This window comes from Mesorhizobium sp. M0698, from assembly GCF_040320455.1.
In the GTDB taxonomy this organism is placed as follows: Bacteria; Pseudomonadota; Alphaproteobacteria; order Rhizobiales; family Rhizobiaceae; genus Mesorhizobium.
Window position 1 is genome coordinate 52,078 of the sequence record NZ_JAMYPQ010000020.1, and the last position, 24,589, is coordinate 76,666.

Annotated in this window: 28 protein-coding genes and 2 pseudogenes; 17 read left to right on the forward strand and 13 right to left on the reverse strand. The window is 60.9% G+C overall.

All coding sequences use genetic code 11. The annotated features are described in order from the left end of the window. Positions 1–5 precede the first annotated feature (5 nt). From NKI16_RS28220 to NKI16_RS28245, 6 genes are all read right to left on the reverse strand, one after another. A complete protein-coding gene (locus tag NKI16_RS28220) occupies positions 6–248 on the reverse strand; it encodes a hypothetical protein (RefSeq protein WP_352923979.1) in 243 nt (80 codons plus the stop codon). 32 nt (positions 249–280) lie between these two features. Next, positions 281–484, reverse strand: coding sequence for a hypothetical protein (locus NKI16_RS28225; protein ID WP_352579131.1), 204 nt, complete (start codon positions 482–484; stop codon positions 281–283). 263 nt (positions 485–747) lie between these two features. Then, the gene (locus tag NKI16_RS28230; RefSeq protein WP_352923981.1) at positions 748–927 is read right to left on the reverse strand and encodes a hypothetical protein; all 180 of its coding nucleotides are present in this window, start codon (positions 925–927) and stop codon (positions 748–750) included. Further along, positions 903–1,631 carry an NAD(P)-dependent oxidoreductase gene (locus NKI16_RS28235; RefSeq protein WP_352923983.1) on the reverse strand — a complete coding sequence of 243 codons (729 nt, stop codon included), beginning with the start codon at positions 1,629–1,631 and terminating at the stop codon, positions 903–905. Before NKI16_RS28235 ends, NKI16_RS28230 begins: the two co-directional genes overlap by 25 nt. A 186-nt stretch (positions 1,632–1,817) precedes the next feature. Beyond that, positions 1,818–2,414, reverse strand: a complete 597-nt coding sequence (locus tag NKI16_RS28240; RefSeq protein ID WP_352816309.1) for an NADPH-dependent FMN reductase — start codon at positions 2,412–2,414, stop codon at positions 1,818–1,820. A gap of 8 nt (positions 2,415–2,422) precedes the next feature. Then, complete coding sequence (locus NKI16_RS28245) at positions 2,423–3,466, reverse strand: aldo/keto reductase (RefSeq protein ID WP_352923986.1); 1,044 nt, start codon at positions 3,464–3,466, stop codon at positions 2,423–2,425. Positions 3,467–3,571: 105 nt separating this feature from the next. Between NKI16_RS28245 and NKI16_RS28250 the strand changes: the two genes are divergently transcribed. From NKI16_RS28250 to NKI16_RS28265, 4 genes and pseudogenes are all read left to right on the forward strand, one after another. Beyond that, a complete protein-coding gene (locus tag NKI16_RS28250) occupies positions 3,572–4,495 on the forward strand; it encodes a LysR family transcriptional regulator (protein ID WP_352816311.1) in 924 nt (307 codons plus the stop codon). Positions 4,496–4,710: 215 nt separating this feature from the next. Continuing rightward, a pseudogene (locus NKI16_RS28255) lies at positions 4,711–5,528 on the forward strand (SDR family NAD(P)-dependent oxidoreductase). 243 nt (positions 5,529–5,771) lie between these two features. Continuing rightward, complete coding sequence (locus NKI16_RS28260; protein ID WP_352923988.1) at positions 5,772–6,368, forward strand: IclR family transcriptional regulator; 597 nt, start codon at positions 5,772–5,774, stop codon at positions 6,366–6,368. Positions 6,369–6,516: 148 nt separating this feature from the next. Next, entirely contained in the window at positions 6,517–7,860 is a 1,344-nt protein-coding gene (locus NKI16_RS28265) for a hemolysin family protein (RefSeq protein WP_352816313.1), read from the forward strand. On the opposite strand, the gene NKI16_RS28270 is transcribed toward NKI16_RS28265, so the two are convergent. Then, positions 7,841–8,362 (reverse strand): DedA family protein, encoded by a 522-nt coding sequence (locus NKI16_RS28270; RefSeq protein WP_352816315.1) that lies wholly within the window; start codon positions 8,360–8,362, stop codon positions 7,841–7,843. The genes NKI16_RS28265 and NKI16_RS28270 overlap by 20 nt on opposite strands. A gap of 230 nt (positions 8,363–8,592) precedes the next feature. On the opposite strand from NKI16_RS28270, the gene NKI16_RS28275 reads away from it, so the two are divergent. Further along, entirely contained in the window at positions 8,593–9,216 is a 624-nt protein-coding gene (locus NKI16_RS28275; RefSeq protein ID WP_352579140.1) for a transglutaminase-like cysteine peptidase, read from the forward strand. A 79-nt stretch (positions 9,217–9,295) separates the two neighbouring features. Here NKI16_RS28275 and NKI16_RS28280 read toward each other — a convergent pair whose 3' ends face one another. Then, positions 9,296–9,601 (reverse strand): hypothetical protein, encoded by a 306-nt coding sequence (locus NKI16_RS28280; RefSeq protein ID WP_352579167.1) that lies wholly within the window; start codon positions 9,599–9,601, stop codon positions 9,296–9,298. Between NKI16_RS28280 and NKI16_RS28285 the strand changes: the two genes are divergently transcribed. Then, positions 9,600–9,803 carry a hypothetical protein gene (locus NKI16_RS28285; protein ID WP_352579168.1) on the forward strand — a complete coding sequence of 68 codons (204 nt, stop codon included), beginning with the start codon at positions 9,600–9,602 and terminating at the stop codon, positions 9,801–9,803. The genes NKI16_RS28280 and NKI16_RS28285 overlap by 2 nt on opposite strands. A 92-nt stretch (positions 9,804–9,895) precedes the next feature. On the opposite strand, the gene NKI16_RS28290 is transcribed toward NKI16_RS28285, so the two are convergent. Next, positions 9,896–11,251, reverse strand: a complete 1,356-nt coding sequence (locus NKI16_RS28290) for a multicopper oxidase family protein (protein ID WP_352923992.1) — start codon at positions 11,249–11,251, stop codon at positions 9,896–9,898. A gap of 538 nt (positions 11,252–11,789) precedes the next feature. Here NKI16_RS28290 and NKI16_RS28295 point away from each other — a divergent pair. Further along, the gene (locus tag NKI16_RS28295) at positions 11,790–12,392 is read left to right on the forward strand and encodes an inorganic diphosphatase (RefSeq protein WP_352594250.1); all 603 of its coding nucleotides are present in this window, start codon (positions 11,790–11,792) and stop codon (positions 12,390–12,392) included. Between the two features lie 124 nt (positions 12,393–12,516). Here NKI16_RS28295 and NKI16_RS28300 read toward each other — a convergent pair whose 3' ends face one another. Continuing rightward, positions 12,517–12,834, reverse strand: coding sequence for a hypothetical protein (locus tag NKI16_RS28300; protein ID WP_352625226.1), 318 nt, complete (start codon positions 12,832–12,834; stop codon positions 12,517–12,519). Between the two features lie 284 nt (positions 12,835–13,118). Beyond that, positions 13,119–13,685 (reverse strand): hypothetical protein, encoded by a 567-nt coding sequence (locus NKI16_RS28305; protein WP_352452000.1) that lies wholly within the window; start codon positions 13,683–13,685, stop codon positions 13,119–13,121. Positions 13,686–13,911: 226 nt separating this feature from the next. Between NKI16_RS28305 and tatB the strand changes: the two genes are divergently transcribed. The 7 genes and pseudogenes from tatB to NKI16_RS28340 all read left to right on the forward strand — a co-directional run bounded on the left by tatB (position 13,912) and on the right by NKI16_RS28340 (position 20,906). Next, positions 13,912–14,280, forward strand: a complete 369-nt coding sequence (gene tatB, locus NKI16_RS28310; RefSeq protein ID WP_352579144.1) for a Sec-independent protein translocase protein TatB — start codon at positions 13,912–13,914, stop codon at positions 14,278–14,280. Positions 14,281–14,404: 124 nt separating this feature from the next. Continuing rightward, entirely contained in the window at positions 14,405–15,187 is a 783-nt protein-coding gene (locus tag NKI16_RS28315; RefSeq protein WP_352923995.1) for a CDP-diacylglycerol diphosphatase, read from the forward strand. 305 nt (positions 15,188–15,492) lie between these two features. Further along, entirely contained in the window at positions 15,493–17,037 is a 1,545-nt protein-coding gene (locus NKI16_RS28320) for an alkaline phosphatase (protein WP_352816416.1), read from the forward strand. A 343-nt stretch (positions 17,038–17,380) separates the two neighbouring features. Then, a complete protein-coding gene (locus tag NKI16_RS28325; RefSeq protein WP_352495676.1) occupies positions 17,381–17,845 on the forward strand; it encodes a hypothetical protein in 465 nt (154 codons plus the stop codon). A 6-nt stretch (positions 17,846–17,851) separates the two neighbouring features. Beyond that, positions 17,852–18,559: an ABC transporter ATP-binding protein gene (locus NKI16_RS28330; protein ID WP_352579146.1), complete on the forward strand. Its 708-nt coding sequence runs from the start codon at positions 17,852–17,854 to the stop codon at positions 18,557–18,559. A gap of 88 nt (positions 18,560–18,647) precedes the next feature. Next, positions 18,648–19,891 (forward strand): annotated as a pseudogene (locus tag NKI16_RS28335) (ABC transporter permease). A 187-nt stretch (positions 19,892–20,078) separates the two neighbouring features. Further along, entirely contained in the window at positions 20,079–20,906 is an 828-nt protein-coding gene (locus tag NKI16_RS28340) for an undecaprenyl-diphosphate phosphatase (protein ID WP_352579164.1), read from the forward strand. 2 nt (positions 20,907–20,908) lie between these two features. Here NKI16_RS28340 and NKI16_RS28345 read toward each other — a convergent pair whose 3' ends face one another. Both NKI16_RS28345 and NKI16_RS28350 read right to left on the reverse strand, forming a co-directional pair. Continuing rightward, on the reverse strand, positions 20,909–21,115 hold the full coding sequence (locus NKI16_RS28345; RefSeq protein WP_352579147.1) for a transglutaminase-like cysteine peptidase: 207 nt from the start codon (positions 21,113–21,115) through the stop codon (positions 20,909–20,911). Then, entirely contained in the window at positions 21,054–21,539 is a 486-nt protein-coding gene (locus tag NKI16_RS28350) for a transglutaminase-like cysteine peptidase (RefSeq protein ID WP_352579148.1), read from the reverse strand. Before NKI16_RS28350 ends, NKI16_RS28345 begins: the two co-directional genes overlap by 62 nt. On the opposite strand from NKI16_RS28350, the gene NKI16_RS28355 reads away from it, so the two are divergent. The 3 genes from NKI16_RS28355 (at position 21,531) to NKI16_RS28370 (ending at position 24,467) form a co-directional block, all read left to right on the forward strand. Next, positions 21,531–21,731, forward strand: coding sequence for a transglutaminase-like cysteine peptidase (locus NKI16_RS28355; protein WP_352923998.1), 201 nt, complete (start codon positions 21,531–21,533; stop codon positions 21,729–21,731). The genes NKI16_RS28350 and NKI16_RS28355 overlap by 9 nt on opposite strands. 320 nt (positions 21,732–22,051) lie before the next feature. Further along, positions 22,052–23,002 carry a DUF1402 family protein gene (locus NKI16_RS28365; protein ID WP_502897630.1) on the forward strand — a complete coding sequence of 317 codons (951 nt, stop codon included), beginning with the start codon at positions 22,052–22,054 and terminating at the stop codon, positions 23,000–23,002. A 340-nt stretch (positions 23,003–23,342) separates the two neighbouring features. After that, complete coding sequence (locus NKI16_RS28370) at positions 23,343–24,467, forward strand: DUF2333 family protein (RefSeq protein WP_352924002.1); 1,125 nt, start codon at positions 23,343–23,345, stop codon at positions 24,465–24,467. Positions 24,468–24,589: the final 122 nt, after the last annotated feature.

Genomic DNA, 24,589 nt, shown 5'->3' on the forward strand with positions numbered 1-24,589 from the left:
CAGGATCAACGTTCGTTGTTGTCATCCTCATAGCCTTCATAGTTGTCCTGCGGCGCATAATATTCCGCTGCGTCATAGACTTGAGTCTTCTTGTAGCGCTCGCCCAGGCCAACCGCAGCGAGGCGCGAAAAGCTGTTGATCTTCAAGCCGCAGGCGATGCACTCGAAGCGATTGGGCAGATATTCCTGCGTCTCGGTGATCTCGCCGTCCTCGAGTTTCTGTGTCGGCGCAGTGAGGGGCTCACCCACGACAAACGCTTGGGAAGCGCACGATGGACAGTTCACCCGATGGCCGCCTGGCGGATTGCCCAAACGGCCGCCGACTGGCTGAGCGTGGTGCGCTCCTCGTTGCTCTTGGCGGCCCAGGCGTTCTTGTGAGCGTCGACATCTCCCAGGACCGCCTTAGCGCCGTCATCGGCAGCGGCGGCGATGAGTTTGGCGGCGACTTTCGCCTCGGCATCCCCGGCAAAGTCAGGCAGTGACATGCCCATCAAATCAAGGAGAACCTCGCATATGCGCTGAGCCCGCCGATGAGCGCACACGGCATCATGGAGTTCTTAAGCAGCCGTCGAAGGCGCACAGCATCCTGAGATCGACGCACGCTGGCCACGAGCACGTCGATGGAAAGAGGACGACCGGCAGCCGGTCACTCGCATCCAATGAAATCAATCGGAAGGCTGCCTTCAAGGCGCTTCGCATGAACCGGCACTGGTCCAGTCTGCCAATGCTGGCGCGGGATCGCAGTTGCTCAGTTTACTGCCTCCCCAGCATCTCTCGCTGCAAGCGAACCGAGCGCCGACCAGTCGAGCTTTTCGCCGCCATGGGCGAGCAGGGTGAGGAAGCGGTCACGCAGGAGGTTTGCCACCGGCAGCGGCACGCGCAGGTCCTCGGCTGCTGCCAGCGTCAGCCGGATATCTTTCTGACCCAACGGCGCGGCGAGCCGGCAGGCTCGAATTTGCCCTCCACGATCAGCGCACCATAGGTCTTGTAGACGGGGGCCGTGAACAAGGTCGACGTCAGAATATCGAGATACTGTTCCTTGTCGACACCGCCCTTGCTGACCAGCGCGATGGCTTCGCCCAGCGATTCGATCACCGAGGCGATCAGGAAGTTGCCGCTAAGCTTTACCAGGTTGGCGGCTTTCGGCGTCTCGGAGACGACGAAGGTCTTCTGGCCCACGGCGTCGAAAATCGGCTGCACGGCGGCGATGGCATCCGGCGCTCCGGCCGCGACGACGAACAGTTTGCCGGCAGCCGCCACCTCGGGCCGGCCGAACACCGGCGCTGCGACGAGGCGCTGGCCAGCCGCGGCATGATCGGCCGCGAGGCGCTCCGACAGAGCGACGCTGATCGTGCTGAAGGAGATGTGCGTCGCTCCTGTGCGAAGGGTCGCGAGCAAACCGCCATCGCCATAGACCACGCTTTCGACCGCGTGATCATCTGCCAGCATGGTGACGACAGCCTCGCCGCGGCAGGCCTCTGAAAGTTTGGCCGCCGAACGCGCACCCTTGCGGACCAGGACCTCGTCCTTGCCAGGCGTCCGGTTGTAGACGGTCATGGCATGCCCTGCCTCAAGAATGTTCGTGGCCATTGCGGCACCCATGTGCCCCAGTCCGATGAAGCCGACGTCCATGATGTTCTCCTTTCGATGCGGTCGCGAGACGCGCGTTTCTCACTTGTGCCGATCCGCCCGATCCAGACGCTCGGGTTGGCTGGGGATCTCTTGGGCCTGAACTCTTGCGGTATACGGTTCCTGTTGGAACGTGCTCCATCCTCGCGCGGTTGCCATCGTGAGTGCACTTTGGAAACTATCCCAACCTCAGCTCAATGACGGGTGCGGATGTTCGGCCTGACGAACAGCTGGGCAAAGGGCGATCAGGCGATCGATCGCCGCCAAGGCGAAGCGTAGGCTGGGCTCATCGACCAATCGTCCATCCCAAATCTTATCGGCAACGTTGCCAATGACGACCTGCGGACCGAGAACGGGACGTGACTGAATGGCGAGCAGCGTCTCGTTGGCCTGTGCCTGAGCACGAACACCGCCGGTAAAGCCCGGCGACACAGAGATGACGAGCACCGCTTTGCCGGTCAACGCCGACCGACCGAGAGGCCTCGACGCCCAGTCAAGCGCGTTCTTGACGACACCTGGGATGCCGTGATTGTACTCCGGCGTCGCGATCACGACCCCGTCACTTTCCGCAACGGCTTGCCTGAACGCCTGCACTGTCTCCGGTGTCGACGGTCCATCTTGGTCCTCGTCATAAAGAGGCAGCCGCAGATCGCCGATTTGGAGATCAACCGCCGGACCCAGCGCCGGCTGCAGACCTCGGAGAACGGCAAGGGAGTAGGAGCCAAGGCGCAGGCTCCCCGGTAAGCCGAGGAGCCGCGTCTGACTACGTGCCTCGATCATTGTCATGGGTGCAATCACGCTCTGGGCTGCGACGGGCCCGAACCGGTGCCGGTGGCTTCGATGGCGGCAGCGATCTCAGCCAAATCCCGCCCTGTCAATTCGAGGGTTGCGGCGTCGAGCCAGCCGTCCACCTGAGCCGGGCTGCGGGCGCCGACGATCGCACCCGTCACCCCCGGCCAGGCCAGCGTCCAGGCGATCGCAACCGCGGCAACGCTCGTGCTGTGACGCTCGGCGATCGGTTTTAAGGCATCGGCGAACTCCAGGTTGCGGGTGAGCTTTTCGCCGGAGAATTCGGCGTTGCGGGATCGCCAGTCGTCTTTCGGCAGGGCTTGGGCGCGCTCGACGGAGAAGCCGCCGGTGAGGAGGCCGGATTGCATGGGGCTATAGACAATGACGCCGGTCTCATGAGCGTGGCACCAGGGCAACTCCGCCTGGGCGACATCGCGACGAATCGCGGAGAACGGCGGCTGCAACGTGTCGACATGGCCGAGGCTCTGGGCCGTTTCCAACTGCGCGGCACCGTGGTTGGAAAGGCCGACGGCACGCACCTTGCCCTCCTTCTTCAGGTCGAGGAGCGTTTGCCAGTACACTTCAAGCGGCGTGCCATCTTCCGCCGGCCAGTGCATCTGGTATAGATCAATGCGCTCAACCCCGAGCCGCTTCAGCGAGGCTTCCACCTCGCGGCGGATACTTGCGCGCGCGCCGACTTGGCGGGGCAGCGCTTGGCGATCCTTTTCGTCCCAGATGAGGCCGCACTTGGTGAAAATGTAAGGCCGCTCATTGGCCGGGATCTGGGCGAGCGCTTGCCGCACGACCTCTTCCGAGTGGCCGAGGCCGTAGATAGCCGCCGTGTCGATCCAGTTGATACCGCGTTCCACCGCATGGCGGATTGCAGCGATCGACGCGCGATCGTCTTGAGAGCCCCACCCGACGGCCCAATCGGCTCCGCCGATCGCCCAGGCGCCAAAACCGACACGGGTGATCTCCATATCGGTGCGACCCAAGCGGCGGGTTGGGAGTGCCTTGGCGAGGGATGTCGATTGTTGAAGCGTATCCATAATGCATTCTCCTATGTGCACCGCAACATGAGAAATCTACGTCCATCTTTCCAATGGATAATTGAGATGATATTGATCAGTTTGATGCCTTAATAGGATGCGATCATGGAACTGCGCCAGTTGCAGCACTTCGTGGCGGTCGCCGAGGAGAACCATTTCACCCGGGCCGCCCAGCGGGTGAACATCGTCCAATCGGCTCTGTCGGTTTCCATCCGGGCTCTCGAGGAGGAGCTCGGCGCTCAACTCTTCATTCGCAGTACGCGACAGGTGCGGCTTACGACCACCGGCCGTGTCTTCCTCGACAAGGCGCGAGCGGCACTTGAAGCGGTGCGCGAAGCTCGCGACACCGTGGCGGCGATTAGGGGACTGGATCGAGGCACGCTCACTATCGGCACCGTGCAGAGCCTCCCGGCCTTTCTGGATCTGCCGTCGCTGCTCGCGCGGTTCCATGCGCAGCACCCAGGTATCGAGGTCCGGCTCTGCCAGGGAAGCTCGACCCATCTTCTGGAGAAGATCAGAAGCGGCCGAATTGATCTCGCCTTTTTGCCTCTGTTCGAGCCGCCTGTCGGCATTGCGACAACCATGATCGCCTGCGAATCCCTTGTCATGATTTGCGCTTTGAATCATGCTCTGGCCGACTGCGGTGAGGCGTCGCTATCCGCGTTGAAAGACGACCCATTCGTTGATTTCGAGCCGGATTGGGGGACGCGGAAACTCGTCGACCGCGCCTTTCTGGAGGTCGGCATAGAGCGTCGTACCGTCTTCGAGGTTAGCGACCTTGAAACGCTCCTGGAATTGGTTGCGCGCGGCCTCGGGATCGCCCTTGTTCCGGAGGCCATCGCCGAAGCACGGCGCTCCACGCTCAGCATCAACCCGATCGCTCAAACAGAGCTCTGCTGGGAACTCGTGGTAGCCTATGCAGCCGGCGACGGCACGAGTGATTCCCCGCCAGATCACGCCCCGAAGGCCTTTCTGAAACTCTTGGCGGATGCGAGGAGATCCGACAGCAGTTTACAATACCAGCCATGACTTCAAAAGAGGGCCGGATCCGGCGCGCCGCAATCGCCGCCACTTGAAGAATTTGCTCCCGGCAATCGATGGCTAATCCTCGACCCGGCTGTGGCGCTGACGCTGATTTGAAGGGCGAGATATACACCATTATCGTCCGTCGTTTCTCAGCGAAATGGGACCAGAGATGCCGCAGTTCGCGCGCATCTGCGCCAGTTTTGAGCAGGAGTTGGTCCATGCGATTCAAAGGTAAAGACGTTCTCGTGACCGGCGGGAATTCGGGGATAGGACGCGGAATCGTCCAGTATTTCCTGAAAGAGGGAGCCCGGGTCGCTTTCGCCGGCCGCGACCGCGAGAAGGGCCGCGCCGTTGAAGCGGAAGCAAAGGCGATCGAAGGCGAAGCCCGCTTTTTCCCGTGCGATCTGTCGGAAGAACATCAAGTCGAGGACCTGATCGGCCAGATCGGCCAATGGGGGCGACTGAGTGTCGTGTCAACAACGCAGGCGCCGGTTCGCGCCGAAGCGGGGTTGAGCCCGGCGATCGCCCCCGAACGAGATGGGACAAGATGCGCGGCGCCAACCTGGACTCCACCTATTTTGTATCCTCCTACGGCTTGCCGCTGCTGCGGGATTCCGGTGGAGGTGCGATTGTGAACATATCGTCCACGGCCACATTGCACGGCAATTGGGGCCTGTACTGCGTCGCCAAGGCGGCCGTCGAAGCGCTGACGCGATCGCTGGCCATCGAGGGGGCTCCGCATCGGATCAGGGCGAACTGCGTCAGCCCTGGCTGGATCGCCACCGAAATCGATGCAGCGGCGCCAGCGTCGGGTACCGGCGACTGGACGGTGCCGCCAAGCGTGTTCGACCGGATGGGCACACCGGCCGAAATCGCCGCCGCTGTCGCGTTCCTGGCGAGCGATGAAGCTTCGTTCATCACCGGCCAAACCCTGGTTGCCGATGGGGGGCTCTCGATTCTGGACTACACCTCGCTATCGCTTCTCGAGCAACGCGGTTCGGTGCTGTTCTCGGGCATGGTCGGCGACACTCCGTAAGGGGTCGAAAACAAAGACGCGCCCGGCATCAAGTTGCGTGACCGCGAGGCAGGTTACTCTCATTCTGACCACTACGAAGCTTGGATGGCATCATTGAATTGAACGTCCGCTTAGGGGTCCACAACGGCAAGGTCGCGCGAGCCGGAGAATGGCGGGTGGTGTGTAGGGTTTCGGATGCCGGCCCAAGCGAAAGTCTCTCCTCCTGCACGGAGCCGGCGTCGGAAAGCCTCCAGGGAAGATGCTATGGGACCGGCGGCGAGACTGATCCTGGCGAGTTGGCTTGTCGCCGGGATCGTGCCTGGCGTCGAGCGCCAGCCAGCCGCTGAAGAAGCTCGCGATCGACGAGAACGCATTGCTGATGCTGCTGCATCGATGGCGTGCGGAAGCGGAAAGGGCGGGTCACAGCGCGATCCCGAAACGGCCGGCGTGTCGGCGCCAGTGTTCGGACCAGGGCGCACTTTGCTTGGCGCGCTAACACTTGCCGGTCCGCGGTCACGCGTCGATCAGGCGTTCCTTCGGGGCATGAAACGGCCGCTGCTGGAAGCGGCCGTCCGCGCCACCCGCGCCTTCGGCGAGGATGCTTCGGCCCTCGAGCAAGCGAGTCGGCAGGCCAAGCGCACGCGCAAGAATGGCCTAATCGATGGGGTGGAACCGTCGACGCCGACGTTGCCAAGTGCGGCAGGTACGCAATGCGTGGGATTTCGATGGCCCGCCGATGAAGGTTCGCGCGTGAATCGCCGCTCTCTTGATAACGATCAGCGTGCCACCAGCCCGCTCAACGACCAAGCGTCACAAGTTTCGGATTCTTCGGCATGCCAAAGTAATGGGCGACGCCGGTAAAACGTATCGCGATTTCGCGATTTCGGCACCGGCAAGCAAACTTCCATCGCCTGGCCGTCGTCGGCACTATCTGTGTCAATACGGAGGAGTTGTGTTATAGGCGGACTCCCATCAACAACCGTGGCGGATTGCCGCCCAAAAGGAGACCATGCCTAGTTCCGATGGCAGTATTTACGATCTGATCGGGATACTCGCCGTACTTGTTCTCGTTGCCGCGAACGGTTTTTTTGTCGCAGCGGAATTCTCTCTCGTCGCAGTCCGCCGTAGCCGGGTGATGGAACTGGTCAATGCCGGCAGGACCAATGCCAGTGCCTTGAAGCGGGCGGTCGACAATCTCGACGCCAACCTTGCTGCCACGCAGCTCGGGATCACCATATCGTCGCTTGCGCTCGGATGGATCGGCGAGCCTGCGCTCGCCCATTTGATCGAGCCATTGCTGAGCGCGCTGCCGGGATCGCTCGCCATGGCCGGCTCTCATGCGATCGCGGTTGCGATCTCCTTCATCATTATCACCGCCCTGCACATCGTGCTCGGCGAACTCGCCCCCAAGAGCCTTGCCCTTCAGCGCAGCGAGGGCACGGCACTCTGGGTCGTGCGCCCGCTCGGCCTATTCCTATTTCTGCTGCGGCCAGCGATCATCTCGCTTAACGGACTCGGCAACCTGGTACTGCGCCTCTGTGGGTTGCGACCCGGCACGGGAGAGGAATCCCTTCACTCGCCGGACGAACTCAAGCTGCTCATCGCGGCAAGCCAGGAGGCGGGGCTGCTCCACCAGGCGCAACAGGAGGTCGTCGAGCGCGTCTTCAGTATCGGCGACCGGCGCATCGCTGATATCATGACGCCGCGCCGCGACGTCGATTGGATTGACGCTGATGACAGTCCGGACGAGATTCTGCGCACCATTCGCGAATGTCGCCATGAGCAGCTTCTGGTCGGCCGGGATGGCATCGACGAACCGCTTGGCATGATTCTGAAGAAGGACCTTCTCGATCAGGTGCTTGACGGGCAAACGCTCGATCCGATGGCTGCCATCCGCCAGCCTCTGATCGTTCACGAGGGAACAGCAATCTTTCGTGTGCTCGATCAATTCAAGAAGGCGCCTGTACGTCTGGCGATCGTCATCGACGAATATGGCAGCCTGGAAGGGATCGTCACGCAAACCGATCTGCTCGAGGCCATCGCCGGCGATCTGCCGGACGCGGAGGGCGAGGAACCGTACATCGTCGAGCGTGGGGATGGTTCGCTGCTGATCGACGGCATGATGCCGGCTCATGATGCTTTCGCTCGCCTTGGCTTCCGATCAGGACAGCCGGATGGCGGTTTTCACACGATCGCCGGGTTCGCCCTCTCCCGGCTTGGGCATCTCCCGGAAGCCGGGGAGCATTTCGACTATGAGGGCTGGCGGTTCGAGATCGTCAATATGGATGGAAAGCGGATCGACAAGCTGCTCGCCCGCCGGCTGTCCATCACATCTACTGCTGCAGCCATTTGAGGCCGAACGCGCCAGGAACCAGAATGCCGGTGGCCCAGACGAAGGCTGAGGTGGTGTTGGCAATCTGAAACGCCAGGGCGGGCATCTTACAGATGCCCGCCGCCAATGGCACGGATGCGCGCAAAGGACCGAAGAAGCGCCCAAAGAACACGCCGGCCACCCCCCATCGCTCGAAGAACAGGTGACCGCGCGGAATGAGGTTTGGATAACGTGACAAGGGCCAATAGTGCGAAACCCCGTTTCCCAACCGCGTGCCGATCCAGAAGGACAGCCAGTCCCCCAATGCCGCCCCAATGGCGGCGGCAAGCCACAGAGGCCAGAATGCGATACCGCTTTCGCCGATGAGAAAACCGACACCGATCAGGATCACGGTTGCAGGCAACAACAGAGAGATGTACGCCAGCGATTCCCCAAAGGCCAGCACGAGCACCAGCGGAAAACCCCATGCTTCATGCGTCCGGATAAACGCGATCGTCGCTCGCGTGATCTCATCGAGGCTCATTCATCACTTTCCAATTCGCACCAAGCGTGACCGGCGGCTGACATCTCACCATATCGGTCCCTCTGGCAAAGACCTGCCACGTCGGAACGGATGTCTTGCAGACGTGTAGCGGCCGAGCAACGCACACGGCGCAAGTAACCATTCAGAAGGATGTTCCTCTCGCTCTGATTGACAGTACCCACGGGATCGACCTTAACTCATTCTTAACAAAAGTTGGTTGGGCGGGTCGGATGAGTTCCTCACGAGTGCGGTTGTGCGTACGGTTGGGCGGCGGTGCGGTCGTTGCAATCGTTGCGATAACGTCCACGTGGTCGGCGGCGACGGCTTCACAGTCGATGCTGATCGGTGGCTTTATCTCGCAGCCGATCGGTCACTACAATTTCTGCAAATCCCATCGGGCCGAATGTGAGATCCGCTCACGCGACAATGGTCCGGAGCACATGACCGGAAAACTCTGGCGGCAGATTACGAGCGTCAACCTGACGGTCAACGACAAAGTCAAGCCGAGGAGCGATCTCGACCAGTATGGCCAGGACGAATTCTGGGCCTATCCAGACAGCGGTTTCGGCGATTGCGAGGACTATGCGCTGGAAAAGCGCCGGCTGCTGATAAACAGCGGCATTCCTGTGTCGGATCTATTGATGACGGTTGTTCGCAAGCCCGACGGCGAGGGTCATGCAGTGCTGACTGTTCGAACCGACAAGGGCGACTTCATCCTCGATAACCTCATCAACACGGTGCGCCGCTGGGACCAGACCGGCTACCGCTTCCTGAAGAGGCAAGCCGGCACCGACACGGGGCGCTGGGTCTCCATCCTTGATGGCGACAACCCACTGGTCAGCGCGATCAAGTGACGGTCGTGTAACAGTTCACCCAAAGTTGACGCCTTGCCGAAAGAGATCTCTCCGGCTGGTGCGCAGCCTGCTCTTCGTCTTAGGTCGGAGTGTTCGTCGTTGTTAAGGCTTTGTGTCCGCCTTCGCCTGATTGCTGCTCGCCCCCTTCGACGGGCACACTCAATGGCGCTGTCGCCTCCGGGCAGCCGCTCTGAATTTTTTTCCATGACGAAATGTTGAGAACCATGTCGCACTGCGCGAGTTCCGGTCCCGACGGCAATTGCAGACAGGCGAATTCACCGTGATGGAACGTGCGGCCGTTGGCGATGCACTGACATTCTGCCCGCGCGGGCGTTGCAACAAGCGCCGCGAAAACCAGGATGCAAGAGGCATGGAACGTCCTCATGCGAAATCATAGCACGATCCGGAGCGGGCGCCAGATCGCCCAGCACGAGGTACAGCGCCGTGATGATGACGAACGCAATCGCGACGGCGGTGGCATGGGAACCGGCGTTGGCGAGCGAGCCCGGGAGGCCACTCAGCAGAGGCTCGATCAGATGCACAGATCAGCACCCGTCGCCGGCCGCTCCGGCGCCCGCGAGCAGTAGCGCCATCAGTGCGGCGAGAACTCGGACGCTCCGCCTCGCCCAATTTCGACCCTTTCACGCGCTCGGCAACGCAACCCTGGATGAGGACCGCGTCATTCCACACGCAAATAACCGGTCAGGCCGCTCTTCTGATGTTCAATGACGTGGCAATGGAATGCCCAGTTACCCGGATTGTCAGCGACCAACGCCACTTCCATCACTTCTTGCGATTTAAGAAGGGCCGTATCCGTTACAAGCGACGCAATTTTGCGCTTATCGGAGCGTAGCAGACGGAAAGACATACCGTGCAAATGGATCGGATGATCGTTCGGCGTTTCGTTGCGAAGGCGCAGAACATAGCTTTTGCCCCGTTTTAGAGCCGCGAGCGGACCAACTGGCCCCGGCGCGTCCCCTCGCCAGGCGACGCGGTTGATCGACCAGAAGGTGTAGCCGAGCGTGCCGCAAATACCCGGCGCCGGCGCATCACCATTGGGCGACCAGCCAAAGACGAAGTCCATTGTCTCGGCATCGGCAAGATCCGGCTCCGGTACGCGATTCGGCCGCAGCGGCTTGAGTTCGCCAAGCGCCCGCCCGGCGCTGGCGCCGATAGGCCGGAATCGGACGAGAACGCGAGGTCCCTTGGCTGTTCTGAGTTTCAGGCTGACAATCTCGTCTTCGCCATCAGGCACGCGGAGGGCGATATCGGCGCGCTGGCCGGGCGCGACGACAATGCCCCGAGGCGCAACAGGCTGCCGCAGCGGGTTGGCATCAAGAGCGATCACTTTGGCCGTTCCGCCATCGAGGTCATAAGTGCCGATACGGGTGACATCGGTGACTGCCAAACGCAGGCGCACAAGGCTGCCCGCCGGCAGATCGTAAATCGGGGTGACTTCCCAATTTACCGTCGAGACCGTACCCAGCGTGCCGCCGCGCGCAGCGTTGCGTGCCTTGAACAATTCGATGAACTGGCCGTCTTCGCCGAGACGGAAGTCGCGGATATTGAGCGGCAAATCCTGGTCGAAACCGGCATCTTCGTCATCTTCGACAACAAGCACGCCGGTCAGACCGCGGGCCATCTGATCGAGCGTGTTGCAATGCGGATGATACCAATAGGTGCCGGCATCCGGCGGTGTCAGAGTGTAACGGAAGCTTTCGCCCGCCGCGATAGGACGCTGGGTGAGATAAGGCACGCCGTCCATGGCATTGGCGATGCGCAATCCATGCCAGTGCACACTCGTCGCTTCATCGAGATCATTGACCACGTCTATGGAAAACGGCCTATCTCGCAATAAACGCAGAGTAGGCGGCGGCCCGCCCGCACCGAAACTCATCATCCCTTTGGTGACGGTGCCGGGCAAAATCGACCGACTGATCGCTGAAACCGGCAAGGTCAGATCGGCTGCTACGGCCCTGCCGGCAATCAGCCCGCCTGCAGCGCCGACAGCTACTGCTGCCGTGCCGCCCAGCAAGAATCCCCTGCGCGACATTCCCGACATGAAGCAGCCCTTTCAGTGGAGTATAGCGGACGTGGTGTTGTTGTGTCTTCCTTCACGAATTTCGAACCCTGGCAATGATTCAAGGTGAAGGTGGCGTAGTCTCCGAAGGACTTCAACTGAAGTTGGAGTTTCACTTGCTTTTTGATGATTGCCACACAACGTCGCACTGAACCGCGAGGCGTCTACGTGGCAGCTCTCGCCGAACGGCTTGTTGTGGGTGTAGCGTGCCCGATTGGCAGGAGTTACGACGCAAGCTATCCCCTTGCCGGAAATGGGCTCGCCTGAAATAGCACATTTGAAGCGGCCACGGTCTCTTAAACGCCCCATAAACGCAAACGCCCATAGACGCTCATCACTCGTCAGCGCTCTATTTCGGCCCATTTCTGCTCGCCGCAGGATCGGTGCAAATACGGTCATCCAATTTCAATAACGGAACCCTGTAATGCTGCCGTCACATACGGTGGCTAGGCGGATGCAGGGCGCCCTGCCCGTCCAACCTCTGGAGACAACCATGCGCGCTTTGCCGACTGTCATGGCGGTTGCGGCCCTGCTGGGCACGCAGCCTGCTTTCGCCGAATTCGTCACAGCTTTCGATTTTCCGCAGCCGAAAGACACCAGCGAGTTTTACACGGTTATCGAGATTCCGGCGGGAAGCTTCACTAAATACGAGATTGACTCAGAAACTGGCCATATCATCGTCGATCGATACCAGTCCATGCCGGTCGTCTATCCGGCCAACTACGGTTCCGTTACCAGTTCGTTGGGCGGCGACGGCGACCCGTTGGATGCGCTCGTCTTCACCCGGGAACCCGTCGTGCCCGGTGCTCTGATCAAAGTCCGCGCCATCGGCGTGCTCAACATGGTCGACGGCGGCGAAACGGATGACAAGATCATCGCTGTGCCGGCCACGGACATCGATCCGCAATATGACGGGATCAAGACCATCGATGATCTTCCGGCCATCGAACGACAGCGCATCGAGGCATTCTTTCGAGTTTACAAGCAGCTACCTGAAGGCCGCAAGGTCGTTGAGCTGAACGGCTTTGGTGGCGCCAACGTCGCCATCGACATGGTTGGCAAAGCCATTGAGAGCTACCGGAACAAGAAGGACTGACAGGATAGCAGAATCTTAACAGGAAGCTCATCCATAGGACTGGTCCCTAGCGGTGTTGGAACACCGCTAGGGTATGCATTGGCCTTGCGTCGCACTGTTGGCTGCGCGCAAGCTGCGCTTCGCTTTAGCTCCGGGCGTTTGCTGTTGATAAAGCCAAATCGTTGGCTTTATCTCCGCCTTCGCCTGGTTTCTGCTCGTCCCCGTTGACAGGCAAGCCAAACGGCGCAGTCGCCTCCGGGCATCCATCCTGAATTTTTTCCATGACGAAAATGTTGAGAACCATATCGCATTGCGCGAGTTCAGGACCTGACGGCAATTGCAGACAAGCGATTTCGCCGTGATGGAAAATGTGGCCGTTGGCGAGGCACTGGCATTCGGCCCGCGCGGGCGTTGCAGCGAGCGCCGCGAAAACCAGAATGTAAGAGGCCGTGATCGTCCTCATGCGCAAGATCATAACACGATCCGGAACTGTCGCTAGTGTGAACGCTCCACAAGTAACTCGGCGGAGAACTCGTACCGCGGGCGCTCGCGATCCCTCAATCGTCGTTCGCGTCGGTTTTTGCCCTCATTGTCCGTATTTTGTGGCCCGAATCAAAGGCACGGCCAAGCGACCAAAATGACCAGCAAATCCATCGGCATGCCGCGCCCAACGACACCTGCCAAACTGCCGGCATGCATGACGAGCAGCGTTGTTCGAACCAACGGCCGCGATGATGCGCGGCACGTTCAGGTTGAGGGAATGCGCGGGTCCTGAACGAGATAGAGCCGCGCAGTCGGCGTGAAATCAGTCACCAGGAATGAGAACGAAACCGTGCTCAGCGGATCGACCTCGCCTTTCCGGAACAGAAGATGGTCATAAGGTTCGAATTCACGACTGAATTCGGCGAAACTATCGGACCGAATTGCATCCGTTTCGCGGCGCGCCTGGTCGAACGAAAGCCCGTCGCTGGAATCGCTTGGCTGGTTGAGAATCTCCTGCAACTCGAACTCGAATTCGACCCAGGCGTGACCGCTGTTGTTGAGGGCAACGATCCTTAGGGAAATGAAACCGGTGGCATAGTTGCCGGAGGCACCGAATGGCTGAACCGGCCGGATGGCGCGTATGGTGAGGGTTACCGGGCTTGCCGACTCGAGTTCCTCGGTAATCACGACAGGATCGGCCCTTGTTCCGGCTCCCGAAGCGGCAATGATCCGGAATCCGCCGAGTTCGTCGGAAAAGGAGTAGGCGCCTGCTTCAAATATTCTGGGCCTTGTGCCATCGGCTCCAGCGAGGAGTCCGCTTGCTGCGAGCACGGTTGCGAATATCCCTACCAGACGTGCGCCTGATATTCGGGTTGACGGGTGGTGCCACATGGCTCGAAGTATGAACGACATTCCCGCGGCCGCATACTGGAATGGCTCAGGCGAGAGGGTATGATGGTTGGATTTGGCGCCGTAGGTCGAGGCATTCAACCGGATCGGCCACCGCAAACCGCGGAGAGGTTGTCGCTGCCGGCGATATGCGCGAGAGGACGTACCGATGTTCGGACTTGGCATGACCCACCTGTTGGTTATCTTCGTGGTGGCGCTGGTTGTTTTCGGCCCCGAGGAGCTTCCAAAAGTCATGCGATCGGCGGGGGCAATGATGAAGACATTCAATCGGATTGCGGGCGATTTTCGAAAACAGTTTGACGACGCTATACATCAAGCCGAGAAGGAACTCGACCTGCAGGAAACCCGCTCGATGCTTCAGAATGCGATGGAGGACGTGCCGCGAAGCGCTGACAAGGCCATAGTAGGGAAGGACAGCAATCTCAATCCGGCCGCTGAGCGGGGCGCAGAATCTGAACTGACGTCGGTCACGGCCAAGGACGCGAGGTTTAATGCAGAAACGTCATCAAACCAGTGATCGGGCAGAAGAGCAGTCGCCCATCGGAACCATCGCGAGGCTCCCAGCCGTTCCACCTTCACCGTCTCGGTTTCGCCCGACCACAGGCCGAGGCTCAAGACCTCATGACGGGCATCCCCTCACTGTGAAATCCCTTCACAGGTTACCGTTGTTCCCCCACTGCCGTGCTGCAGCCGTGGTCTTTTTGACAATCGCGTTGCTGACTGCGGCGGCCACCGACGTCGGCTCCGCTTCAGCGCATCGCAACGCGCTCTGGCAGGTTGTGCAGACCTGCGCTCTTGCCGCAGCGCATCTTGGCAGCGCTTTCCCCTGCGAGGAAGTGATCCTGCCCAGGCAGGGCGTGCCTGGATCAGCTCTCATTAAATCACCCCGCTACCGGACCGAGTTTCTGTTGACGCCACTCACGGCTGTTGCCGGCGTTGAAAGCCCGTCTGTCCGTTGGCAGGGCAGTTCCCAACTCTGGAATCGGGCATGGAAAGCACGAAGCAAGGTCTCGGCGAGCCTCGGACGTCACCTTCCACGAACGGCCATCGCCATGGCTGTGAATTCCAGGACTGAGCGATCCCAGGATCAGTTCCACATCCATATCGATTGCGTTGCGGTGTCGGTGGAAAAGAAACTTGTCCTGAAGGGGCCGAAGGTGGAAGGTCCGTGGCAGCTTCTCCCTTTGGCTCTGATGGGGAAACGCTATTGGATCAAGGCAGTCGATAAGCCGGATTTGGAAACGACCAACGTAGTCGGCATCATCGCTTCCGGCCTGCCGCAGGCCCGGCGCGCCATGCATCACGTAAATGTCGTCGTCGTTGGCGCCGAACTCGCCGGCGCAAGACCGGGATTTTACATCCTGACCAACTGGGAAAGCTCGCCGGCCGAGCGCCTTTTGGATCATCACTGCACCTCGCGTTGAGCACCGGAGGCAACTGGCGAGACCAATGGCCGCACCCGGACACTCGACGGAAGTCTCAAAGCAGTCTTCGCGGAATGGTATCCGGGCATGGCAAACGACAATCCAGACCCGATCAGCGCAGCAAAGCTGCGTGACCGCCCCACAGTTCCTCATGCTCTCCTATCTGCAGGCCCGCACCGGCTAACGTCGGCTCTTCGACGATCCGATGAAGCGACAGCCCGAGACGAGCTGCGCACCATGCGCCTCGAAACGAGCGAGATGCCGTTGCGGGGGCAGCGACGGTCTACCCGCTTGATCGGGCCACGATCCTGGCGCAGTCGCCTTTCGACGTGAAGGTCGAGTTCGACAAGGTCGTTAGCGCCGACCAAGTCACGGTGACGATCAACGGCCAGCCGGCGGAAACCGTGTTGGGCAAGAAATTCGAATTCATCGAGAAGGAAGAAGGTTTCGACGCTTCGGCGGTGTTGATCCGCGCAGCCAGCATTTCGCAGCCTGGTACCTACAAGCTGGAGGCGAAGGCCGGCGACGAAATGAAGTCGGTGAGCTGGCAGGTTTTCGGCACCCCGGCAACGCCCAAGGCCAAGAACGTCATCTTCTTCCTCGGCGACGGGCTTTCGGTCGCGCATCGCACCGGCGCCCGCATCATGTCGAAGGGCATGACGGAAGGCAAAGCCAACGGGCGCCTCAACATTGACGACCTCGATCACATGGCCTTCATCGGCACGTCCGCGACCAATGCGATCTCAACCGATAGCGCCAACACGATGTCGGCTTACATGACGGGCCACAAGACGGCTGTCAACGCGCTCGGCGTCTATGCGGATCGCACCAAGGCTAGCCTTGACGACCCCAGGGTCGAGACGATCGCAGAGGCGCTGCGGCGCACCGGCAACAAGTCGATCGGCGTTGTCTCGACCGCCGAGGTGGAAGACGCCACCCCTGCAGCGGTCCTCGCCCATACCCGCCTGCGCGCCGACAAGGCTGACATTGTCGGCATGTTCTTCGACGTCAAGCCCGAAATCGTCCTTGGCGGCGGCTCCGCCTACTTCCTGCCGCAGAGCACGCCGGGCTCAAAGCGCAAGGACGACAAGGACTACATCGCGATGTTGAGGGATGCCGGTTACACATTGGCGACCGACAAGACCGAACTCGTGGCCGCCAAGGGAACCAACACCGGCAAGATCCTCGGCCTTTTCCACACCGGCAACATGGACACGACACTCGACCGTGAATTCCTCAAGAAGGGCAGCGTCGAGAAGTTCCCGAACCAGCCCGGCCTTGTCGAGATGACGCAGACCGCACTCGATCAGCTTTCCAAGGACGAGGACGGCTTCTTCCTCATGGTCGAAGCGGCGTCCGTCGACAAGATGTCGCATCCGATGGACTGGGAGCGGTCGCTGTTCGAGACCATCGAGTTCGACAAAGCCGTCGGCATCGGGATGGAGTTCGCCAAGACGCATCCGGACACGCTGATCGTCGCCACGGGCGATCACACGCACGGCGTGTCGATCTGGATGACATCGCCGGGCTTCTCGAAGCAAACGTCCTTCGGCTTGCGGATGGCGTGTGGCCTGGTCTTTGGGGGCGATTTGCGGCCGGCCTTGCGGATGAGTTCGGGCACCGGCGTCACCCGGCCACGCTCGACCAGCTTCTTCAGGATGCGGCCGACAGTGGCGTTGGAGACGGCAAAGCCGGCCTTACGCAACACAGGACCGAGCTTGTCCTTGCCCCAGAAAGGAAAGTCCAGCCTGAGCCGCTCGACCTCGGGGCGAAGGGTCGGGCTCCAGCCGTTGGCGCGAACCCGGTGCGGACGCCGGCTCTTCGGCTCGGGTGCGCTTTCCCAGCGATAGAGGGTCGAACGCGGCACTCCGACGGCCCGCGCTGCCTGCCCGGCATCCAGTCCGTCCCGCATCGCGCGCCGCCATCGCGCCACCGCGTCGCGTCTTCTCTCTGCTTCGATAGTTGGGGTCTTCGCGCCGAGAAGCCGCGACGCCCGGCCGGCGTTGCGTATAATATGACCGGGCAGGCCAAAAACCTGCATGGGGTTCTCCTATGATTCGAGCTTCGCAACCCGAGTTACGGAGAACCCCTCCTCAACTGCAAGAATCTCATATCTGTCTGAGCGCGGTCAGTCGCGACATGGCTCCTGACGCTGCGGCGCCTGGAGCAGAACGCCGGAAGCAAGTTTCGCTCATGAAACAGCGCCCGATCACCCGCCGCAAATTGGTGCTGCTTGGCTCGGCCGTCGCACTGGTCAAGATGACTGGCGCGAGTTCCGCTTCCACGGCAACGGCAACCCTTGGCTTCGATGAGCTCTATGGAAAGATCAGCGTTCTCGGGCTCAGCTTTTCGGACAAGGTGAAAGGGCTCGCGGAAGCGGAAGTCTCCATGCAAGGCTTCATGGCGCCGCCGCTCAAGGCCGAGGCAAATTTCTTCGTGCTCACGGAAATCCCAATGGCGCTCTGCCCGTTCTGTTCCTCCGACGCCGACTGGCCGGACAACATCGTGGTAATCTACCTCGACGAGGCGCAGACGTTCGAGCAGGCCAATGCCCCGATCGAGGTGAGCGGGCGGCTGGAGGTCGGTTCATGGACCGACCCGGAAACCGGCTTCGTCAGCCTGCTTCGCATCGTCGATGCGCATTTCCGCACGGCCTGACCGCAGATGCTCCGTTTGACGATCCGTGACCTTGAGATGTCGTTTCAGGGTCTTGGCAGGCCTGCGCTGGCTCTGTCCGCGCTGGAAATCGCGCCAACCGAAAAGGTTGCCGTTACCGGTCCGTCCGGGTGCGGGAAGACGACCTTCCTGAACGTCGTCACCGGGCTCGATCGCGTTCGGAAGGGTTCGGTGCGATGGGGCGAGACCGATCTTTCCGGTCTTTCGGAAGCTGGTCGCGACCGTTGGCGCGCTATGCATGTCGGCCTTGTCATGCAGGAGATCCACCTGTTCCCCGGCCTCTCGGCGCTCGACAACGTGCTGTTGCCGAGCCGACTGTCGCGGCTCCGTTCGAATACCGACTTCAGAGCGGACGGCATGCAGTTGCTCGAGCTGGTCGATATAGATCGTCCCGATCAGCCGGTCGAAACCATGTCTCGTGGACAGATGCAGCGGGTCGCGGTGGCTCGGGCGTTGGTCGGGCGGCCGGCAATCATCGTCGCCGACGAACCGACAGCCAGTCTCGATGCCGATTCCGGGGCCTCTGTCGCGGACCTGTTGCTGCGACTGTCCAACCAGGCGGGTGCGACGCTGATCGTGGCGAGCCACCAAAAACGCCTCATCGAAGGCCTCGATCGCGTGATCCATCTGGAGTCCGGCGCCGTCGTCAGCGACACCGGCAAGCCCGCGGCCACGCATGATGAGGCGTTTCTTTGACGTGCGCGCACGATCGGTCGCGAATCCGATCAGCCGAGGTAACCATACTGCCGGTTCTGCGGCCGCGCTCACGCGAAGGAAATGACCCTTGTTGCGGTTTATCGCTGCGGACTTGAAGCGACACTGGATCGGCGTGGCTGCGGTGGCGCTGCTCATCGCGCTCGCGACCGCGCTCGGCGTCGCTGTCACGCTCGGCGAGCGGGCGCTTCGGTTGGGTAGCGCGCGTGCGGCGGGCGCCTTCGATCTGGTAGTCGGCGCGCCCGGCAGCGAGACCCAATTGCTGCTGTCCGCCGTGTTCCTGCAGGCAGCGCCCTTGACGCTCATGCCGGGCAATGTACTGGCGGGGCTGATCAGGGACGAACGTGTGGCCTGGGCGGCCCCCGTCGGGTTCGGTGATTTCGTCGAGGATTTCCCGATCGTCGGCACGACGCAAGCGCTGGTCGACGGACTGGGCGGCGCGGCCGAAGGACGCACGTTCGAGAAGCTCGGCGAAGCGCTTGTCGGAGCGTCCGTGGCGAAGAACATGGGAAGCCGCTTTCACCCGGCGCACGGCCAGGTCCGCCAGGCGACCGCAATGCACAATGATGTCACCTACGCGGTCGTGGGACGGCTGAGGCCGACCGGTACCGCCTGGGACCGAGCCGTCATCGTTCCGATCGAAGCGGTCTGGCACATTCATGAACGCGATCCGGCGGGAACAGGATCGCCGCTCCTGCAGGCTGCCGCCCAAGGCGCCGCAGAGACAAGCGAGTTCGACCAGCCGATCCATCCGGAGGCCGTCCTCGATCCATCGACACCCGGCCTGCCAGCCATCGTGGTGAAACCGCGTACGGTCGCTGACGCCTATAAGCTGCGACAGGCGCACCGCAACAATCGGACCGTCGCGATCTTCCCGGGCGAGGTGCTGACGAGGCTCTACGGAACGCTCGGCGATGCGCGACGCGTGCTTTCCTTGGTGGCCGGCGGAGCGCAGGCGCTTGTCGCCGCCGCGATCCTGCTTGTCGTGATCCTTCACGTCATGCAGCGGCGCCGGCAGATTGGTGCCTTGCGCGCGTTCGGGGCGCCGCGCGGACGGTGGTGTTTGAAATCGTCTGGCTGGAGACGTTCGCAATCATCGCAGCAGGGGTGCTTCTCGGCTTCGGGCTGGGCTACACGGCCGCCAGAACGGGTGCGCACCTCTTGAGCGGAGCCAGCGGCTTTACATTGCCCGTCGAGTTCCACAGCGAGGACTGGCAGTCCGCCCTTGTCTTATTGGCTGTCACGGGTCTGATCGCTCTGGTGCCGTCGATGCTTGCATACCGGCAATCGCCGGCGCAGGCACTCAGAAACTGAACCGATTTGTGCTCATCAAAAATTCTCACCGCAGCCCGAATTAGGAAACTGCTCGTCCTCGCAAACGGTTTCGTCAAAGCCAACAAAACCTATGCCCAACGCTCTATCGCGATTGACACCCAAGACAGTCGTCGGTTCAGGTTGCCGGAAGATCGTGACGGCCGCAAAGGAAGTGCAATTGGCTGAAATCGGATGGAGCGAGGCGGCGATCCTAGGAGTGGTTCAAGGACTGACGGAATTTCTCCCGATCTCCTCAAGCGCGCATTTGCGGATCGTTGGTGAATTCCTGCCACCGGCCGGCGATCCCGGCGCCGCATTTACCGCCATTACGCAGATCGGGACCGAGATCGCGGTCCTGATCTATTTCCGGCATGACATCATCTGCATCATCGCCACATGGCTGCGTTCCCTGGCCGGCCGCCGTGAACGGCTGGACCCGGATGCCCGCATGGGATGGCTGGTGATCATAGGGACCCCGCCGATCGCCATCCTGGGACTATTGCTGAAGAACCTGATCGAAGGTCCGGCCCGCAACCTCTATCTCACGGCAACCATGTTGATCGTCTTCGCGCTGGTTCTCGCGGCCGCCGACCGGCTGGGCCCCAAGCGCAAGGCTTTGCGCGATCTGGGCTGGCGGGACGGCTTTCTGTTCGGCGCCGCCCAGGCGATGGCCCTCATCCCGGGCGTTTCGCGATCGGGAGGCACTATAAGCGCCGGACTGCTGATGGGTTACACGCGAGAGGCCGCGGCCAGGTATTCGTTCCTGCTGGCGATACCTGCCGTGCTCGCCTCAGGCTTCTTCCAGCTCTATGCAAGTTGGGGGGCAGACAGTCCGGTCGGCACCGGTCCGACCGCGCTTGCCACCCTGCTGTCCTTCGCGGTCGGCTATGTCGCGATCGCGGGTTTTCTGAAGCTGGTCTCGACGCGCAGCTACATACCCTTCGTCTACTATCGGATCGGGCTCGGCGCCTCGATATTTCTGCTTCTCGGCGCCGGTCTCCTGTCAGCGTCCTGAGATTATTTCGTGCCGCTCACGAGAATGTTCTGTTGGGATTCGATCGCTTCGCAGTGGCCGGAGTTGGATCGCGACTGGCGCTTCAGGTAGGTGTATCCGGTGTCCGACCACAGCAGGACCTTCGGCTCCAGATTGTCGAGAATGAAGTCACCGGCGGTCGTGTTGACGCTCAGGATCGCGTGCCCCTCGCCGCTCGACTGCCTGACCACCGTTATCCAAAAGGTTTTGCGGGGGCACGCCCTGTCTCATCAGTTCGCGACGTTTTTCCAGCACGATGTCGTCGCAGTCGCCAAATCCCTTATAGGGATACTCCCATTTCTCCTCGACACCCCGGGTATCTATGTCCGTCATGGCCATGATCGTCGTGTTGGCCCCGTTGTTGATTTCGATCCTTGTCTTACACAAGGAGCGGGTCAGTTCGATGGGCTTCGGGTCGCGCCTGACGATCGAGCAATCATCGCGATAGTTCCGACAGTATTCGTAATGACCGATCGCTGCGTTGTCCGTCCGTTTGTTCGCATGAATGCGAGCTGCCCTGCATTCGCCGACCATGACCGATGACTTTTGCGATCGCTCGTAGGCGTTAACGTATCCGTAAACCACCGCGTCAAGCCGGTGAGCGACATGGAACACAATGGAGTTCCAGAATATTGGTCCTATCCTGACGATAATCTGGGTGATTGCGAGGATTATGCACTGGAAAATCGGCGACCGCTGATGCGAACGCGTCTCCAGTCTGCTCTTGACGGTAGTGCGCAAGTCCGATGGCGAAGGACACGCTGTATTGGCGGTTCGAACCGACAAGGGCGATTTCATTCTCGATAATCTGACCAATAGGGTTCGTCCCTGGTACGAGACGAACTATCACTACCTGAAGCGCCAAGCGGAATACAACACGAGACGGTGGGTTTCCATCTTGAGCGAAGACGATCTTTTCGTCGGCGCGGTTAGGTAACGCGATGCCGAACATTTTTTCCAGCGTCCTTGCATCCGAACACCTTGCCGGCTCGCAAAACCTCCGCCTCTCTGTTATAGGCTCGAAAGCACACTGCCATGACCATATGACGGCACACCCTGCATCCCTTCACGGAGCCGGAGGCTGCCAACGGAGCCTCATGCCAACAGCCAAGCTGCAGCGCTTTTTGATGACGGTGACGATCGTTGCAACTTGTGTCGGAACGGCCCCAGCCGTGGCGCAGACTGTCACAGTCGTCCCGACGGGCAATCGTCTTGCCGAGCAACCGGTGATCCCAAGAGCGTCCGCGCTTCGTTCCAAGGCATTCAACACGACGTACGAGGAGAAGTATCGGGCCATAACCGCCTTGCTACGGGACGACCGCAAACTCGTCGGCAAGATCAGGAAGGCGGCGCTCGCCTATGGCATCGATCCGATCCACATCGTCGCGGCTCTCGTCGGAGAGCACACCTACAATATCAGCGTGGTCGACTCGGTTCAGACCTATTACGTCAAGGCGCTCGCCTATGCCGATCTGAAGTTCTCCTTCAGCTACAGGGGCACTCCGGTCCAGTCATTCGTCCAGCGGCCCGAATTCGCATCCTGCTCTTCTCTCGAAAGCAGCGCGCTGATTTGGAGCTGCCGCGACCAGGTCTGGGAAGAGACATTCCGGGGTCGCAAGGTCGATGGCGTCGACTACGAACCCATCACGTTCCAGCGGGCCTTCTTCCAACCCTTCTATGCGGGGCAGACCTTCGGCCTGGGACAGATAAGCCCGCTTGCAGCCCTGCAGGTCACAGACATGGTCAGCCGGGTCAGCAAGCTTCCCCGATTGTCGCCCGATCGCCCGCAGGCGATCTATCGCGACGTCATGGATCCTGATCGCAGTCTTGTTTACATCGCCGCGATCATCCGGGATTCGATCGATGCCTATCGGGAACAGGGGTTCGATATATCCGGTAATCCCGGAATCACCGCCACGCTCTACAATGTTGGCCAGCCGCGCAGACGTGCACGTGAGTTGAGGCAGGCCGTGACCGACAAGACCGGCCGCACCCTGCCCGTCGAGAACTATTACGGCTGGCTCATCAACGACAGGCTCGAAGTACTCAAGGCGCTTCTCACCGATGGCACGAAATGATCGTGGTTGGTGGCCGGACACTCGCGAACCTGCGTCGGATGGCGGGACAGATTTATGCCGGAAAAGCTGGCTGTCATGAGACCAATTCCGCTTGCATTTGGCGAACGTCTGTCGACATCAGATGGAAGCAAACAGTGCACTCAAGCGAACTCATAAAGCGCGCCGGAATTGCCGGTCGCGTGCAAGATGGCCAAGCGAGGTTTCGTGTGTCGATAACCATGCGGCTCCAAACTGAGAATGGCTTACCCAGCGCGACGTTCTGAAAACCACATATTTGAAGGACAAGGTGGCGTTTCGCACACGCCTCTACGGCTTGACTGACTGAGGGGGTGACATCGCCATGCTTGATCCGATCGTGAGTTTCTTCACCCGGATTTTCCAGTGGATTGGCCGCGGCATCGGCCTGCTGATCGGTGCGATCCTGTGGCCGTTCCTGTGGGCGGGGCGCTGGTACACGCAACGCGGCTGGATCCTGAAGGCGGTGCTCGGCCTGGCTGTGCTCGTGCTGATCGGTCTCTATGTCAACTTCTTCTACGCCACCCAGTGGTGGAACAATTTCGACCCGAATTACGTCGACAAATACACGTTCGAAAAACGCAACAGCTCCGCCGGTGAACAGGTTTCCGCCGCCACCGGCACCGACACGGCCAAGACCTGCGGAAATTCAGCCATTGCCCAGGTCGCTGCCGACCTGACCGACTTCAACGTCAACCAGAATGCCTGGGTGTCGTCGATGATCCTCTACAAGCTCGGCCTGTTCGGCATCGACTGGGACCACACGCCGTTCATGGACAACAAAGCTTCGTTCCAGCGCGGCATCAACCAGGCGGTGCGGCGCACGGCGACCGAGCTTGCCGACAATCTCGGCCGCGTGCGCACCACTTCGCAGATCGACGCCGATCTTCAGGACGCGCGCGGCAATCTGCAGTTCGATGAAGAGACCTGGTATTTCGGCCTGAACCCGTTCGGGCCGAAGACGCCGACGCCGAGCTACTATCGCGATGCGGTGCGCAAGCTGCGCGCCTTCAACGCCCGGCTGGAAACCTGCCAGACGGTGTTCGATGCCCGCGCCGACAATCTCAAGCAGTATATCGACCGCATCTCGTCCGATATCGGCTCGACCTCGGCGATCCTCAAGGAGCGCGCTGAGCACTACAACAATGGCTGGTTCGATTTCCGCGCCGACGATCGCTTCTGGTTCGCCTATGGCCAGCTCTATGCCTATTACGGGCTGATGAAAGGCGCCGAGGCCGATTTCGAGGACGTGATCAACGAAAAGCACCTGCAGAGCCTGTGGGACACGATGGACTCGCAGTTCGTCTCGGCGCTGCGCATCCAGCCCTTCATCATCGCCAATGGCCGCGAGGATGGCTGGCTGTTGCCGGATCACCTAACGACAATTGGCTTCTACATGTTGCGCGTGCGCTCGAACCTGGTCGAGATCAGCAACGTTCTTGCGCAGTAACTCGGTGGATGAAGCGCTCGGGGCATCGAGGCATGGAGACCGGTAACTTCTCTGGGGTGAGCCCGGCCACGATTTGTTAGCGCCGACTGGGCCATCACCGTTGCTTTGTTTAAGGCGGCGGC

Excerpts from the sequence above, each read along its gene's own strand:
- NKI16_RS28285 (WP_352579168.1), top strand. The coding sequence starts at position 9,600 with ATGCGAAATCATAGCACGATCCGGAGCGGGCGCCAGATCGCCCAGCAC.
- NKI16_RS28270 (WP_352816315.1), bottom strand. The coding sequence starts at position 8,362 with ATGAGCCTCGATGAGATCACGCGAGCGACGATCGCGTTTATCCGGACG.
- NKI16_RS28265 (WP_352816313.1), top strand. The coding sequence starts at position 6,517 with ATGCCTAGTTCCGATGGCAGTATTTACGATCTGATCGGGATACTCGCC.
- NKI16_RS28370 (WP_352924002.1), top strand. The coding sequence starts at position 23,343 with ATGCTTGATCCGATCGTGAGTTTCTTCACCCGGATTTTCCAGTGGATT.
- NKI16_RS28240 (WP_352816309.1), bottom strand. The coding sequence starts at position 2,414 with ATGACAATGATCGAGGCACGTAGTCAGACGCGGCTCCTCGGCTTACCG.
- NKI16_RS28300 (WP_352625226.1), bottom strand. The coding sequence starts at position 12,834 with ATGAGGACGATCACGGCCTCTTACATTCTGGTTTTCGCGGCGCTCGCT.
- NKI16_RS28250 (WP_352816311.1), top strand. The coding sequence starts at position 3,572 with ATGGAACTGCGCCAGTTGCAGCACTTCGTGGCGGTCGCCGAGGAGAAC.
- NKI16_RS28355 (WP_352923998.1), top strand. The coding sequence starts at position 21,531 with ATGGAACACAATGGAGTTCCAGAATATTGGTCCTATCCTGACGATAAT.
- NKI16_RS28330 (WP_352579146.1), top strand. The coding sequence starts at position 17,852 with ATGCTCCGTTTGACGATCCGTGACCTTGAGATGTCGTTTCAGGGTCTT.
- NKI16_RS28365 (WP_502897630.1), top strand. The coding sequence starts at position 22,052 with ATGACGGTGACGATCGTTGCAACTTGTGTCGGAACGGCCCCAGCCGTG.
- NKI16_RS28225 (WP_352579131.1), bottom strand. The coding sequence starts at position 484 with ATGTCACTGCCTGACTTTGCCGGGGATGCCGAGGCGAAAGTCGCCGCC.
- NKI16_RS28245 (WP_352923986.1), bottom strand. The coding sequence starts at position 3,466 with ATGGATACGCTTCAACAATCGACATCCCTCGCCAAGGCACTCCCAACC.
- NKI16_RS28325 (WP_352495676.1), top strand. The coding sequence starts at position 17,381 with ATGAAACAGCGCCCGATCACCCGCCGCAAATTGGTGCTGCTTGGCTCG.
- NKI16_RS28260 (WP_352923988.1), top strand. The coding sequence starts at position 5,772 with ATGGGACCGGCGGCGAGACTGATCCTGGCGAGTTGGCTTGTCGCCGGG.
- NKI16_RS28275 (WP_352579140.1), top strand. The coding sequence starts at position 8,593 with ATGAGTTCCTCACGAGTGCGGTTGTGCGTACGGTTGGGCGGCGGTGCG.
- NKI16_RS28295 (WP_352594250.1), top strand. The coding sequence starts at position 11,790 with ATGCGCGCTTTGCCGACTGTCATGGCGGTTGCGGCCCTGCTGGGCACG.
- NKI16_RS28235 (WP_352923983.1), bottom strand. The coding sequence starts at position 1,631 with ATGGACGTCGGCTTCATCGGACTGGGGCACATGGGTGCCGCAATGGCC.
- tatB (WP_352579144.1), top strand. The coding sequence starts at position 13,912 with ATGTTCGGACTTGGCATGACCCACCTGTTGGTTATCTTCGTGGTGGCG.
- NKI16_RS28280 (WP_352579167.1), bottom strand. The coding sequence starts at position 9,601 with ATGAGGACGTTCCATGCCTCTTGCATCCTGGTTTTCGCGGCGCTTGTT.